The 14,236-nt window shown below is 69.1% G+C and carries 10 protein-coding genes; 7 read left to right on the top strand and 3 right to left on the bottom strand.

Annotation, left to right across the window (positions count from 1 at the left end; translation table 11 throughout):
• Positions 1–20: 20 nt before the first annotated feature.
• Entirely contained in the window at positions 21–311 is a 291-nt protein-coding gene (locus VNR19_RS17075; RefSeq protein WP_325728471.1) for a DUF4193 domain-containing protein, read from the top strand.
• Here VNR19_RS17075 and VNR19_RS17070 read toward each other — a convergent pair.
• A complete protein-coding gene (locus VNR19_RS17070; protein ID WP_325728470.1) occupies positions 289–786 on the bottom strand; it encodes a DUF3093 family protein in 498 nt (165 codons plus the stop codon). The two genes, VNR19_RS17075 and VNR19_RS17070, sit on opposite strands and share 23 nt — an antisense overlap.
• 12 nt (positions 787–798) lie before the next feature.
• On the opposite strand from VNR19_RS17070, the gene dut reads away from it, so the two are divergent.
• From dut to pepN, 6 genes are all read left to right on the top strand, one after another.
• Entirely contained in the window at positions 799–1,266 is a 468-nt protein-coding gene (gene dut / locus VNR19_RS17065) for a dUTP diphosphatase (protein ID WP_325728469.1), read from the top strand.
• Entirely contained in the window at positions 1,263–1,859 is a 597-nt protein-coding gene (locus VNR19_RS17060) for a DUF3710 domain-containing protein (protein WP_325728468.1), read from the top strand. The genes dut and VNR19_RS17060 overlap by 4 nt, the downstream gene beginning before the upstream one ends.
• Entirely contained in the window at positions 1,856–2,656 is an 801-nt protein-coding gene (locus tag VNR19_RS17055) for a DUF3159 domain-containing protein (RefSeq protein WP_414684201.1), read from the top strand. Before VNR19_RS17060 ends, VNR19_RS17055 begins: the two co-directional genes overlap by 4 nt.
• Before the next feature lie 135 nt (positions 2,657–2,791).
• Positions 2,792–5,626 carry an aconitate hydratase gene (locus VNR19_RS17050; protein WP_325728467.1) on the top strand — a complete coding sequence of 945 codons (2,835 nt, stop codon included), beginning with the start codon at positions 2,792–2,794 and terminating at the stop codon, positions 5,624–5,626.
• A gap of 586 nt (positions 5,627–6,212) precedes the next feature.
• Positions 6,213–8,174, top strand: coding sequence for a 1-deoxy-D-xylulose-5-phosphate synthase (dxs, locus tag VNR19_RS17045; RefSeq protein WP_325728466.1), 1,962 nt, complete (start codon positions 6,213–6,215; stop codon positions 8,172–8,174).
• A 55-nt stretch (positions 8,175–8,229) separates the two neighbouring features.
• The gene (pepN, locus tag VNR19_RS17040) at positions 8,230–10,746 is read left to right on the top strand and encodes an aminopeptidase N (protein WP_325728465.1); all 2,517 of its coding nucleotides are present in this window, start codon (positions 8,230–8,232) and stop codon (positions 10,744–10,746) included.
• A gap of 75 nt (positions 10,747–10,821) precedes the next feature.
• On the opposite strand, the gene VNR19_RS17035 is transcribed toward pepN, so the two are convergent.
• Together VNR19_RS17035 and VNR19_RS17030 are read right to left on the bottom strand one after the other, a co-directional pair.
• Positions 10,822–12,966 (bottom strand): 3-hydroxyacyl-CoA dehydrogenase NAD-binding domain-containing protein, encoded by a 2,145-nt coding sequence (locus VNR19_RS17035; RefSeq protein WP_325728464.1) that lies wholly within the window; start codon positions 12,964–12,966, stop codon positions 10,822–10,824.
• A 16-nt stretch (positions 12,967–12,982) separates the two neighbouring features.
• Entirely contained in the window at positions 12,983–14,191 is a 1,209-nt protein-coding gene (locus VNR19_RS17030; protein ID WP_325728463.1) for a thiolase family protein, read from the bottom strand.
• Positions 14,192–14,236: the final 45 nt, after the last annotated feature.

Genomic DNA, 14,236 nt, shown 5'->3' with positions numbered 1-14,236 from the left:
GGAAGTTGAGACGTTCACGCATGGCAACCGACTATGACGCCCCCCGCAAGACCGAGGACGACAGCGAGTCGATCGAAGCTCTCAAGGAGCGCGTGCCCGACAAGCTCTCGGGTTCTGTCGACGTCGAAGATGCCGACAACCCCTCGGGCTTCGAACTGCCGGGTGCAGACCTCTCCGACGTCGAGCTCGATGTCGTCGTCCTGCCTCCTCAGGAGGACGAGTTCACGTGCTCGAACTGCTTCCTCGTGAAGCACCGCTCGCAACTCGACCACGAGGAGGCCAGCGGCCCTATCTGTGTGGAGTGCGCCTGACCTGAGCGCGGCGCACCGCCGCTGCGAGCCGATCCGGCGTCCGCGATGAGATGACCCACGACGGGGTCGGGTCGTCCGGATCGGCGACATCCACCACGACGATCCCGTCGATCCCTCCGCGGATGAGGTGCCATGACCGCGGATGCAGGCCCGAACCCCGTGCGATGCGCGCGTCCTCGCCCGTGAGCGCGTGAGGATTCTCGAGCAGTGAGACGGGGATGTGGGCGCGTCCCGCCCGCAGCTCGCCGTCGCGCACCTCGACCACGGGCGACACGACGATCAGGGCGACGACCACGAGCAGGCCGACCGCGAGTCCCGCGATGAGCGCGATGGTCGTGTCGATCGGGGCGACGACGAGTGCGGCCATCGGCGCACACACCGCCGCGGCGGCGAGCACCCACAGCGAGGGGCTCAGGCGTTCGCGATACGTCGGCTGGGCGGACTCGCCGCCGCCATGGCCTGCTGGCTTCTGCATTACCCTCGATGCGTGACTGAAACGGTGGACGTCCTCATTATCGCCCCCGAGGCTCCCGCCTACGCGCACCCCGGCGACGCCGGCGCCGATCTCGTCGCGGCCGAATCGGTGCGCCTCGAGCCCGGTCAGCGTGCGCTGGTCGGCACGGGCGTGCGCATCGCGCTCCCGGAGGGGTACGTGGCCTTCGTCGTGCCGCGCAGCGGACTGGCCGCCAAGCACGGGATCACGATCGTCAACGCCCCCGGAACAGTCGACGCAGGTTACCGTGGCGAGATCAAGGTGTCGCTGCTGAACACCGACGCGGAGAACACGTTCGATGTGAACGTCGGCGACCGCATCGCCCAGCTCATCGTCATGCCCGTGCCGCGGGCGCGATTCATCCCGGTCGAGACGCTTCCCGAGAGCGTGCGAGGCGAAGGCGGCTTCGGCTCGACCGGTTTCAGCTCGAACGGTTCCAATAAGGACGGAGTCCCCGCATGACCGACGTACCGCCCCCCGACGCTCCCAAGAGCGCTCCCGCAGATCGGGCGACCGCCGGTCCGTTCGACGAGTCCGAGGCCAACCCGGTCCGCCCCTACATCGACCTCGGCGGCATCAAGGTGCTGCCGCGCGAGGGTCTGAACCTCCGTCTCGAGGTCGAAGAGCAGACCAAGCGCATCGTCGCCGTCGGTCTCGACTACGCCGACTCGACCCTCCAGGTGCAGCCGTTCGCAGCGCCCCGGAACGCGGGACTGTGGGAGGAGACGCGCGAGCAGATCCGCACGCAGATCCGCCAGCAGGGCGGCCGCGTCGAGGAGCGCGAGGGTCCGCTGGGCGCCGAGCTCCTCGCCGAGGTGCCCGTCGTCGCGGGCGCGGGCGGCCAGGCCGGAAAGCGCATCGCGCGCTTCGTGGGCGTCGACGGTCCGCGTTGGTTCCTGCGCGGCGTGATCGGCGGCGCCGCAGCGGTCGACGTCGAGGCCGCCGCGAAGGTCGAGGACCTCTTCCGCTCGATCGTCGTGGTCCGCGGCGGATCGCCCATGCCCCCGCGCGACCTCATTCCGCTGCGGATGCCCGCGACCCCGGGATCGGCGTGAGCGACCCGACGGATGCCCCATCCGGCGCCCCCGAGCAGCACGAGCCCGCGCCGCGCGAGCAGTCCGCCTCGGACCTGATGGGCGCGGCGCTCGGCGCCGCCGCTCGCAGGGCGGGCCTCGACCCGTCGAAGGAGGCGCAGACGCACCACGTCGTGTGGGCCGCGATGGGCGGCTGGCGCGGTGTGCTGGAGTCCGTCCTTCCGGGGCTCGTGTTCATCGTCGCGTACACGGTCACGTTGGAGCCTGCGACGGAGGACGGCGCGACCTCTCAAGGCAATCTGTGGCTGTCGCTCGGGCTGTCGGTCGGCGTCGCTGCGATCTTCGCAATCATTCGCCTCATCCAGCGCTCGCCCGTATCCGCGGCGCTCGGTGGTCTCATCGCCGTCGCGGCCGCCGCGGCGCTTGCGCTTCTCACCGGACGTGCCGAGACGAACTTCATCCCGGGCTTCATCACCAATGCGCTGTACGGCACGGCGTTCCTCGTGTCGGCTCTCATCGGGTGGTCGCTGATCGGCCTCGCATCCGGATTCCTCATGGGCGAGGGGACGGCGTGGCGACGCGACAAGCGCAAGCGCCGCGTCTTCTTCTGGCTCGCGATCGCGTGGGCGGCGCTGTTCTACGCGCGGCTCGCGCTGCAGTTCCCGCTCTACCTCGCCGGAGACGTGACCGCACTCGGCACGCTCAAGCTCATCATGGGGCTGCCGCTGTTCGCACCGCTCGTCGCGGTGACGTGGCTCGCGGTGCGCGCGGCCTACGCGAAGACCCCGCGCGAACCGGAGGCCGCGGCGGGGGAGTGATACATTTATCTTGATATCAAGATAAATTGCGCTCGCGTGCGGGATTAGGGCGACCTCACTGGCCGTCGGTCCGCGCGCGGGGGAAGATGGGGATGCGAGGCGCCCGCGCCCACCCCGCCGACAGAGGAGACTGACGTGTCCACGGTTGACAGCTTCGGTGCCAGGAGCACCCTGACGGTCGGCAGCACCGACTACGAGATCTTCCGCATCGACAAGGTCGCCGGCTACGAGAAGCTTCCGTTCAGCCTCAAGGTGCTGCTCGAGAACCTGCTTCGCACCGAGGACGGCGCGAACGTGACCAAGGAGCAGATCCAGGCCCTCGGGTCGTGGAACCCGAAGGCCGAGCCCGACACCGAGATCCAGTTCACGCCGGCGCGCGTCGTGATGCAGGACTTCACCGGCGTTCCGTGCATCGTCGACCTCGCGACGATGCGCGAGGCCGTCACCGAGCTGGGTGGCGACCCCAACAAGATCAACCCCCTCTCGCCGGCCGAGCTCGTCATCGACCACTCGGTCATCGCCGACCTGTTCGGGCGCGAGGACGCGCTCGAGCGCAACGTCGAGATCGAGTACGAGCGCAACGGCGAGCGCTACCAGTTCCTGCGCTGGGGCCAGACCGCGTTCGACGACTTCAAGGTCGTGCCTCCGGGCACGGGCATCGTGCACCAGGTGAACATCGAGCACCTCGCCAAGGTCGTCTACGACCGTGAGGTGAACGGCGTGCTCCGCGCCTACCCCGACACGTGCGTCGGCACCGACTCGCACACGACGATGGTCAACGGCCTCGGCGTGCTCGGCTGGGGCGTCGGCGGCATCGAGGCCGAGGCGGCCATGCTCGGCCAGCCCGTGTCGATGCTCATCCCGCGCGTCGTGGGCTTCAAGCTCACGGGCGAGATCCCCGCGGGCGTCACGGCGACCGACGTCGTGCTCACGATCACCGACATGCTGCGCAAGCACGGCGTCGTGGGCAAGTTCGTCGAGTTCTACGGCGAGGGTGTGGCATCCGTCCCGCTCGCCAACCGCGCCACCATCGGCAACATGAGCCCCGAGTTCGGCTCGACCGCGGCGATCTTCCCGATCGACGACGTGACGCTCGACTACCTGCGCCTCACGGGCCGCTCCGACGAGACGGTCTCGCTCGTCGAGGCGTACGCCAAGGAGCAGTCGCTGTGGCACGACCCGGCCAACGAGCCGAACTTCAGCGAGTACATGGAGCTCGACCTGTCGACGGTCGTTCCGTCGATCGCCGGCCCGAAGCGCCCGCAGGACCGCATCCTGCTGTCGGAGGCGAAGGAGAAGTTCGAAGAGGACATCCTCGCGTACGCCGAACCGTGCACGTCGGAGGACATCGTCGACCTCGAGTCGAAGCACTCGTTCCCGGCATCCGACCCCGGTGCCGTCCCCGGTGAGGAAGACCCCGACACGCGCCCCGTCCACATCAACAGCGGCGGTCCGAAGTCGGTCACGAAGCCGATCACGATCGAGCCGAAGGACGGTCAGCCCTACACCATCGACCACGGCGCGGTGACCCTCGCGGCGATCACGTCGTGCACGAACACGTCGAACCCGTCGGTCATGGTCGCCGCCGGTCTGCTCGCCCGCAAGGCGCGCGAGAAGGGCCTCAAGCAGAAGCCGTGGGTGAAGACGACGCTCGCGCCCGGCTCGAAGGTCGTCACCGACTACTACGAGAAGTCGGGCCTCGACAAGGACCTCGAGGCGCTCGGCTTCTACACGGTCGGCTACGGCTGCACGATCTGCATCGGCAACTCGGGTCCGCTCATCGAGGAGGTGTCGTCGGCGGTCAACGAGCACGACCTCGCCGTGACCGCGGTGCTCTCGGGCAACCGCAACTTCGAGGGCCGCATCAGCCCCGACGTCAAGATGAACTACCTCGCTTCGCCTCCGCTCGTCGTGGCGTACGCGTTGGCCGGCTCGATGCACTTCGACTTCGAGACCGACCCGCTGGGCAAGGACCAGGACGGCAATGACGTCTTCCTCAAGGACATCTGGCCGGCGCCCGAAGAGGTGCAGGAAGTCGTCGACTCGTCGATCTCGCGTGAGCAGTTCATCACGCAGTACAAGACGGTCTTCGAGGGCGACGAGCGCTGGAAGAACCTGCCCACGCCGACCGGCCCCGTGTTCGAGTGGGACGAGGACTCCACGTACGTCCGCAAGGCTCCGTACTTCGACGGCATGACGATGGAGCTGGAGCCGGTCACCGACATCACGGGCGCGCGCGTCATGGCGACGCTGGGCGACTCCGTCACGACCGACCACATCAGCCCGGCCGGCTCGATCAAGGCCGGCACCCCCGCCGCGCAGTACCTCACCGAGCACGGCGTCGCGCAGAAGGACTTCAACTCGTACGGCTCGCGTCGCGGCAACCACGAGGTGATGATCCGCGGCACGTTCGCGAACATCCGCCTGAAGAACGAGATCGTTGCGGCGGTCAACGACGGCCAGATCGTCGAGGGCGGCTACACGCGCGACTTCACGCAGCCGGGCGGCCCGCAGTCGTTCATCTACGACGCGTGCATGAACTACCAGGCGCAGAACATCCCGCTGGTCGTGTTCGGCGGCAAGGAGTACGGCTCCGGCTCGTCGCGCGACTGGGCCGCCAAGGGCACGCGCCTGCTGGGCGTGAAGGCGGTCATCGCCGAGAGCTTCGAGCGCATCCACCGTTCGAACCTCATCGGCATGGGCGTCGTGCCGCTGCAGTTCCCGGCCGGCGAGAGCTGGAAGTCGCTCGGCCTCGACGGCACCGAGATCATCTCGATCGAGGGTCTCGAGCAGCTGAACGACGGCATCACGCCGAAGACCGTCAAGGTCACGGCCGAGCCCAGCGAGTTCTCGCCCGAGGGCAAGCAGACGGTCACGTTCGACGCCGTCGTGCGCATCGACACGCCCGGCGAGGCGGACTACTACCGCAACGGCGGCATCCTGCAGTACGTGCTCCGCTCGCTCGTCTGAGCGTCGCACGCCTCGCGCGTCAGGCCCCGGAACCCCGCGGTTCCGGGGCCTCTCGCATCCCCAGGAGATCCAGCACGCTCGTGAGTGCTCTTCGCCGGGGCCGCCGTGCTCGGCGAGCTCGGCATCCGTCGTGTCGTCCGGCCACGCCGCCCACGTCTGCGAGCGGTTGACCGCGTGTGAGCTTCGCGTCGGCGAGGAGCCTGTCGCTGTCGCCGTCGACCTCCCACTCGGCGACGTAGGTCGAACGCGTGTACGCCGGCGGGGGAGCCGTAGACATCGAAGTGGGGCGCGCCCGCTGGAGCGCGCGCGGCCTGCATCCGTCTCGATCGTCAACACCGTCGACCACGGCCGCACGTGCACCTGCTCCAGCTCGCCGAGCGGCTCCATGCCTCGCGCGCGCAGGCATTCGCGCGCCCGCAGGGCGATCTCGCCCAGCCGGCGGGGGTCGGTCACGCGGACGGAGAAGGGAATCGCCACGCGGAGTGGGTACGGGTTTCTCGGACCGGCCGCACAGCCCCCGCGGACTAAACTGTGTCGGGTCATCCGATGGTCGGATGCGCCACGAGGCGACTGCGAAGGGAGACGGATGCCGCTTCTTCCGTCGATCAAGGGTCCGCGTGACCTCGATTCGCTGAGTGTCCGCGAGCTCGAGCAGCTCGCCGCCGAGATCCGCGCGTTCCTCATCGAGAACGTCGCCCGCACGGGTGGTCATCTCGGCCCGAACCTCGGCATCGTCGAGCTCACGATCGCGATCCACCGGGTCTTCGATTCGCCGGACGACCCCATCGTGTTCGACACCGGGCATCAGTCGTACGTCCACAAGCTCATCACGGGGCGGCAGGACTTCTCGAAGCTTCGCGCGCGCGGCGGACTCGCCGGGTACCCGCAGCGCTCCGAGAGCCCGCACGACGTCGTCGAGTCGTCGCACGCGTCGAGCTCGCTGAGCTGGGCCGACGGCATCTCGCGTGCTCTCACGCGCACCGGCCGTCGCGATCGGCACGTCGTGGCCGTCGTCGGTGACGGCGCGCTCACGGGCGGCATGACGTGGGAGGCGCTCAACAACATCTCCGACGACAACGACCGCAACCTCGTGATCGTCGTCAACGACAACGGCCGCTCCTATGCGCCGACGATCGGCGGCATGGCGCGCTACCTCAACCGCGTGCGCACCGCCGAGGCGTACCGCAACCTGCACCGCGGATCCGACAACCTCTTCCGCAAGCTCGGCCCCGCCGCCCGCGCCGTGTATCGCGGGGTGCGGGGCGGCACGCATGGATTCCTCTCGCGGTTCACCAACAACGCGGCGCTCTACTCGAACCTCGACATCAAGTACCTGGGCCCGGTCGACGGACACGATCTCGCGTCGCTCATCGAGACGCTCGAGCTCGCGAAGCAGTACGGCGCGCCGGTCATCGTGCACGCGATCACCGAGAAGGGCCGCGGCTATCAGCCGGCGCTCGACGACGAGGCCGACCAGTTCCACGCCGTCGGAAAGATCGATCCGGTCACCGGCAAGACAGTCGGCAAGACGGGCGCCACGGATGACTGGACCGACGTCTTCGCCGACGAGCTTGTGCGGGTCGGCGAGGCGAACGACGACGTCATCGCGATCACGGCCGCGATGCTCCGGCCGACCGGGCTTCTCCCGTTCGCGCAGCGCTTCCCCGACCGCGTGTACGACGTCGGCATCGCCGAGCAGCACGCGGTCGCGGCGGCCGCCGGGCTCGCGTACGGCGGGCTGCATCCGGTCGTCGCGATCTACGCGACCTTCATGAACCGTGCGTTCGACCAGGTGCTCATGGACGTCGCGCTGCACCGCGCCGGAGTCACCTTCGCACTCGACCGCGCGGGCGTCACGGGGCCCGACGGCCCGAGTCACCACGGCATCTGGGACCTGGCGATGCTCCAGCTCGTCCCGCACATCCGAATCGCCGTGCCGCGCGACGCGGAGCGTCTGCGCGAGGAGCTTCAGGAGGCGGTGGCCGTCACGGACGCCCCCACCGTCATCCGCTACCCGAAGGGCGCGGTCGCGCCCGAGCTTCCCGCGATCGAGCGCCTGTCCGACGGCGTCGACGTGCTCGTGCGGTCCGACGCGCAGGATGTGCTCCTCGTGGGCATCGGCCCCATGGCGCACATCGCCGTCGACGTCGCCGACCGCCTCCGCGCGCAGGGCATCGGAGCGACCGTGGTGGACCCACGGTGGGTCATCCCGGTGCAGCCGTCGATCGTCGAGCTCGCGGCGGCGCACCGCCTCGTGATCACGATCGAGGACGGCATCCGGGTCGGCGGAATCGGCACGCGCGTGCGCCAGGTGCTGCGCGAGGCGGGTATCGACACAGCCGTCGACGAGTTGGGCGTGCCCGACGAGTTCATCGATCACGCGAGTCGCGAGCAGATCCTCGCCGACGCGGGGCTGACGCCGTCGAAGATCGCGCACGACGTCGTCGCGCAGGTGCTCGGCACCCGCGTCCCCGTCGCGCGCGGTGCCGCCGCGAACGAGCTGCCGACCCTCAAGGCGTTCGCCCGCGCCGACGAAGAGAGCCGCTGACGCCCTGTCGCCGCGCGCGTCGGGAGCGGGCTCCCCGCCGTGGAAGCATGGACGGGTGAGCACCGCCAATCTGACCCGCGAGGAGACCGCCGCGCGGTCCGCATCCGTGACCGTCCGCACCGCCCGCGTCGAGCTGGACGTGACGACCGCTCCCGATCCCGACCAGAGCGGGTTCGCGACGGTCAGCATTCTCGAGATCGAGACGGATGCCGCAGGCGGCGGTGTCGACACGTGGGTCGACTTCATCGGCGAGGGCGTCGACTCCGTCGAGGTCGACGGCGTCTCACGACCCGTCGAATGGGACGGGTCCCGCATCCGGCTCACCGGCCTCCGCGGACGCCAGACGGTGCGGATCGCGGCGCGCGGGGCGTACAGCCGGTCAGGGGAGGGGCTGCACCGCTTCGTCGATCCCGTCGACGACCAGACCTACCTGTACACGCACTACGAGCCCGCCGACGCCCGCCGTGTCATGGCGTGCTTCGAGCAGCCCGACATGAAGGCGCGGTACACGTTCGTCGTGACCGCGCCCGCCGGCTGGCTCGTGCTCTCCAACCAGGAGGTCGCGTCGACCGACGCCCACCGCGATGCGCAGCGCGTGGAGTTCGCCGAGACGCTTCCGATCTCGAGCTACATCACGGCGGTCGCGGCCGGACCGTACCACCGGGTCGAGGGGGAGTGGCGCCGGGGCGAGCAGGAGATCGTGCTCGGCGTTCACTGCCGGGCCTCACTCGCGGAGCACCTCGACTCCGACGAGATCCTCGAGATCACCGGCCAGGGCCTCGACTTCTTCACGGATGCATTCGAGTACCCGTATCCGTGGGGCAAGTACGACCAGATCTTCGTGCCCGAGTACAACATCGGCGCGATGGAGAACCCCGGACTGGTCACCTTCACCGAGTCCTACATCTTCCGCGGTGCGTCGACGGTCGCGCAGCACGAAGCGCGTGCGAACACGATCCTCCATGAGATGGCGCACATGTGGTTCGGCGACCTCGTCACGATGCGCTGGTGGGACGACCTGTGGCTCAAGGAGTCCTTCGCCGACTACATGGGCGCGCACGCGACCGCCGCGGTCACGCGGTTTCCGGATGCGTGGGTGACGTTCGCGACCAGGCGCAAGGCGTGGGCGTATCAGCAGGATCAGCTGCCCACGACGCATCCGATCGTCGCCGACATCCACGATCTCGAGGCAGCGAAGCTGAACTTCGACGGCATCACGTACGCCAAGGGCGCGTCGGTGCTCAAGCAGCTCGTGGCGTTCGTCGGCGAGGCGGCGTTCTTCGAGGGCGCCCGGCGGTACTTCGCGGCGCACGCCTTCGGGAACACGACGCTGGGCGATCTTCTCCGCCACCTCGAGGAGGCATCCGGGCGCGATGTGCACGCATGGTCGCGTGCGTGGCTCGAGACGACCGGCGTCTCCACCATCCGGCTCGAGCGCGACACCGAAGGCGCCGTCCTCGTTCAGACCGATCCGCGTCCGCATCGGCTCCGCATCGGGCTGTACGCGCTGCGAGACGGTCGACTAAAGCGCACGGCTGCCGTCGACGCCGATGTCCTTGCAGAGCGCACGCCGCTCGGTGCGCTCGCCCCTGCGGACCTCGTCCTCCCCAACGACGGAGATCTCACATACGCCAAGGTGCGGCTCGACGATGCGTCGCTCGCGACGGTCGAGCGGTCGCTGTCGACGCTGGACGACGCCCTCGCTCGCGGGCTGGTGTGGTCGGCGCTGTGGAATGCGACACGCGACGGCGAGCTGCCGGCCGCACGATACGTGGAAATCGTCCGGCGCCACGCTCGCGCAGAGACCCACTCCGCTCTCCGCTCCGACGTGCTCGCCAACGCGGCGTTCGCGATCGGGCACTACGTGGCGGACGACGCCCGGCCTCGGGAATGGGCCGCGTGGCTGGAGACCGCGTGGGAGGGCATGCACACGGCCGAAGCCGGCGGCGATGCGCAACTGGCCTGGGCGCGCGCCGTCGGCGTCGCGGCTTCGCACGACGACGCGCGCGCAGAGGAGCTGCGCGATATGCTCGCGGGCACGCTCGCGGCTCCGCACGGCCTGCAGCTGGATCCGGAGCTGCGCTGGACATGGCTCGCGGCCCTTTCAGCCACCGGCCACGCCACCGCGGAGGACGCCGACGAGGAGCTCCGGCGCGACCCGACCGCGAAGGGCCGCACCGCGCACCGCACGGTACTCGCGGCGCGACCGGACCCCGAGGTTCGGGGCGCCGCGTGGCACGCGGCGTGGGATGACACAACGCTCACGAACGACCATCTCAGCGCGACGATCGCCGGTGTGCGCGCCGGCGGGCGACGGGACCTCATCGCGGCCTTCGACGAGGAGTACTTCGCGCGCATCCGCGGCGTGTGGGAAGAGCGGAGCATCGAGATCGCCACACGCCTCGTACGCGGACTGTTCCCCGAGCGGGACTCCCTCGATCTCGTGGACGGGTGGCTCGCGAACAACGAGGATGCACCTGCGGCGCTGCGCCGAATCGTCGTGGAGCAGCGCGACCATCTCGCGCGCGACCTGCGGGTCCGCGCGGTTCAGTCGCCGTCGACCGCGGTGTGACTTTCCGGCAGCGCACAGACGACGAGAAGGGCGGCCCCGTGGGGACCGCCCTTCTCCTGTCTTTGCTGGAACAGGTCAGGCACCGACGCCCTTGATGGGCGGGTGGTGGAAGGTGTCGCCGAAGACGCGCTCGGATGCGCCCTCGCGATCGAGGTACGGGGATGCGCCGCCGTCGATGAAGGGCCAGCCGGCACCGAGGATGAGGCACAGGTCGATGTCTTCGACCTCGGGAACGACCCCTTCGTCGAGCATGATCTTGATCTCCTGTGCGAGGCCGTCCTGCACGCGGCGGAGGATCTCGCCCTCGGTCGCGGGAGTCGAGCCGACCGCTCCCTTGAGCGTCTTCTCGGCGGCCTTCGTCCAGCCGGTGACCTTGCCGTTCTTGTCCTTCTCGACGACCTCGGGCAGCTCCGCGAGCGCGTGGAAATTCTCGTTCGCGTAGAAGCGGTCGGGGAACGCGCGCACCATCGTGTCCTGCACGTGGGCCGCGACCTTCCAGCCGACGAGGTCGATGAGCTGGAACGGCGTCATCGGAAGGCCGAGCGGCTGGAAGGCCTTCTCGACCGTCAGGAGAGGGGTGCCCTGGTAGACGGCGCGGGCGGCTTCGCCCATGACCTTCGCGAGGAGTCGGTTGACGACGAAACCCGGCGCGTCGGCGGTCAGGACCGCGTTCTTGCCGAGGTTCTTCGCGACGACGAACGCGGTCGAGAGCGCGGCATCCGCCGTCTGCGGCGTCTTCACGATCTCGATGAGCGGCATGACCGCGACCGGGTTGAAGAAGTGGAATCCGACGAGCCGCTCGGGGCGGGCGAGCTTGGAGCCGATCTCCTCGACCGAGAGAGAGGAGGTGTTCGTCGCGAGGATCGCGTCCTCGGCGATGATCTGCTCCATCGCGGCGAAGACCTGCTGCTTGACGCCGACCTCCTCGAAGACGGCCTCGATGACGAAGTCGCAGTCCGCGTACAGGCTCTTGTCGGTCGTGCCGGTCACGAGAGCGCGGAGCTTGTTGGCGGTGTCGCCGTCGAGACGACCCTTCGCCTCGAGCTTGCCGATCTCTTCGTGGATGTAAGCCACGCCCTTGTCGACGCGCTCCTGGTCGAGGTCGGTGATGAGCACGGGCACCTGGAGCTTGCGCACGAACAGCAGCGCGAACTGGCTCGCCATGAGGCCGGCGCCGACGATGCCGACCTTCGTGACCTTCTTCGCGAGCTCCTTGTCGGGTGCGCCCACCGGGCGCTTCGCGCGCTTCTGCACGAGGTCGAACGCGTACATCGACGCGGCGAACTGGTCGCCTGCGACGAGCTCGGCGAGGGCCTCGTCCTCACGCTCGAAGCCTTCGGCCTTCGTGCCGCTGCGCGCCTTGTCGAGCAGGTCGAGTGCGACGTACGGCGAACGGGGAACGGTGCCGATCTTCGACTCCAGCATGCCGCGCGCGACCTTGATCGCGACCGGCCACTTCATGGTGCGCTCGAGCTTGCCCGGCTTGTTCTTGCGCTCGACCTTGATCGCGCCCGACAGCACGCCGTCGGCCCAGCGCAGCGAGTCCTCGAGGTAGTTCGCCGCCGGGAAGATCGCATCGACGATCCCGAGGTCGAACGCCTGCTGCGGCTTGAGCGTGCGGTTCTGCTTGAGCGGGTTCGAGATGATGACGTCGAGCGCGTTCTCGATGCCGATGAGGTTCGGCAGCAGGTAGGCGCCGCCCCAGCCGGGGATGAGGCCGAGGAACACCTCGGGGAGCGCGAGCGCGGCAGCCGACGCGTCGACCGTGCGGTACGTCGAGTTCAGGGCGATCTCGAGGCCGCCGCCGAGCGCGAGCCCGTTCACGAACGCGAAGGAGGGAACGCCGAGCTCGTCGAGCTTGCCGAACACGTGGTGGCCGAGCTGGGCGATGAGGCGGGCGTTGTCCTTCGAGCCGACGCGCGAGATGTCGGACAGGTCCGCACCTGCCGCGAGGATGTACTGCTTGCCGGTCACCCCGACCGCCTGGATCTCGCCCGCGGCCGCACGCGTCTTGAGCGCGTCGAGCGTCGCGCCGAGCTCCTTGAGCGTCGTGTGCCCCAGGGTGTTGGGACGGGTGTGGTCGCGCCCGTTGTCGAGCGTGATGAGCGCGAGGACCTTGCCGGAGGGCAGGCGGACGTCGCGCACGCGCGAGTGCGTGACGACCTCGCCTTCCGCGAGCGCGTCAAGCGGAGAGAAGTCGATCTTTTCGTAGTCGGTCATCGATCGTTCCCGGTCCTCAGTGCTTCTTCTTCTTGCCGTCGTAGTGCGGGTTCTCCCAGATCACGGACCCGCCCTGCCCGAGGCCGACGCACATCGCGGTCAGGCCGTAGCGCACGTCGGGACGCTCGGCGAACTGCGCCGCGAGCTGGATCATGAGGCGCACGCCGGATGCTGCGAGCGGGTGCCCGAGGGCGATCGCGCCGCCCCACTGGTTGACGCGCGGGTCGTCGTCGGCGATGCCGAAGTGGTCGAGCAGCGAGATGACCTGGATCGCGAAAGCCTCGTTGAGCTCGAACAGGCCGATGTCGTCGATCGTGAGACCGGCCTTCTTGAGCGCCTTCTCGGTCGACGGGATCGGACCGATGCCCATGATCTCGGGCTGGACGCCGGCGAAGGCGAACGAGACGAGCTTCATCTTGGGCCGGAGGCCGAACTCCTTGACGGCGGCCTCGCCCGCGAGCAGCGACATCGTCGCGCCATCGGTGAGCGGCGACGAGGTGCCCGCGGTGACGCGTCCGTGGGGGCGGAACGGCGTCTTGAGGGCCGCGAGATCCTCCATCGTCGTGTTGGGGCGGCGGCCTTCGTCTTCGGTCGCGAGTCCCCACGCACCGTCGGCGTCCTTGATCGCGACGGGCACGAGATCCGGCTGGATCTTGCCGGCCTCGTAGGCCGCCTGCGCCTTGTGCTGGCTGAGCATGCCGAAGCGGTCGGAGCGCTCCTTGGTGAGGTGCGGGAAGCGATCGAAGATGCGCTCCGCCGTCACGCCCATGTTGAGTGCGCCGGGGTCGACCATGCGCTCGGCCACGAACCGCGGGTTCGGATCGGCGTTCGAGCCGATGGGGTGGTGGCCCATGTGCTCGACGCCGCCCGCCAGCGCGAGGTCGTACATGCCGACGCCGATCGACGCCGCCATCGTGGTGACGCTCGTCATCGCGCCCGCGCACATGCGGTCGATCGCGAATCCGGGCACCGTCTGCGGGAGCCCGGCGAGGATCGCCACCGAGCGCCCGAGCGTGAGCCCCTGGTCGCCGGTCTGCGACGTCGCCGCGATGGCGACGTCGTCGATGCGGTCCTTGGGAACGTCGGTGTTGCGCTCGAGAAGTCCGATCGTCGCCTTCACAGCGAGGTCGTCGGCGCGCGTGTTCCAGTACATGCCCTTTTCGCCGGCGCGCCCGAACGGGGTGCGCATTCCATCGACGAAGAAGACGTCCGAGGTCTCGGCCACTCTGCCTCCAAGTATTGGGATCGCGTCCAGCCTATTGTGGGACTG

The sequence above is a fragment of the Microbacterium sp. genome (assembly GCF_035556355.1).
In the GTDB taxonomy this organism is placed as follows: Bacteria; Actinomycetota; Actinomycetes; order Actinomycetales; family Microbacteriaceae; genus Microbacterium.
This window is presented reverse-complemented; position numbering and strand designations above follow the sequence as displayed.

What these genes read in the sequence shown, in the direction of transcription:
- VNR19_RS17060 (WP_325728468.1), top strand. Translation starts at nt 1,263, where the DNA reads ATGACCGACGTACCGCCCCCCGACGCTCCCAAGAGCGCTCCCGCAGAT.
- VNR19_RS17035 (WP_325728464.1), bottom strand. Translation starts at nt 12,966, where the DNA reads ATGACCGACTACGAAAAGATCGACTTCTCTCCGCTTGACGCGCTCGCG.
- VNR19_RS17070 (WP_325728470.1), bottom strand. Translation starts at nt 786, where the DNA reads ATGCAGAAGCCAGCAGGCCATGGCGGCGGCGAGTCCGCCCAGCCGACG.
- dxs (WP_325728466.1), top strand. Translation starts at nt 6,213, where the DNA reads ATGCCGCTTCTTCCGTCGATCAAGGGTCCGCGTGACCTCGATTCGCTG.
- VNR19_RS17075 (WP_325728471.1), top strand. Translation starts at nt 21, where the DNA reads ATGGCAACCGACTATGACGCCCCCCGCAAGACCGAGGACGACAGCGAG.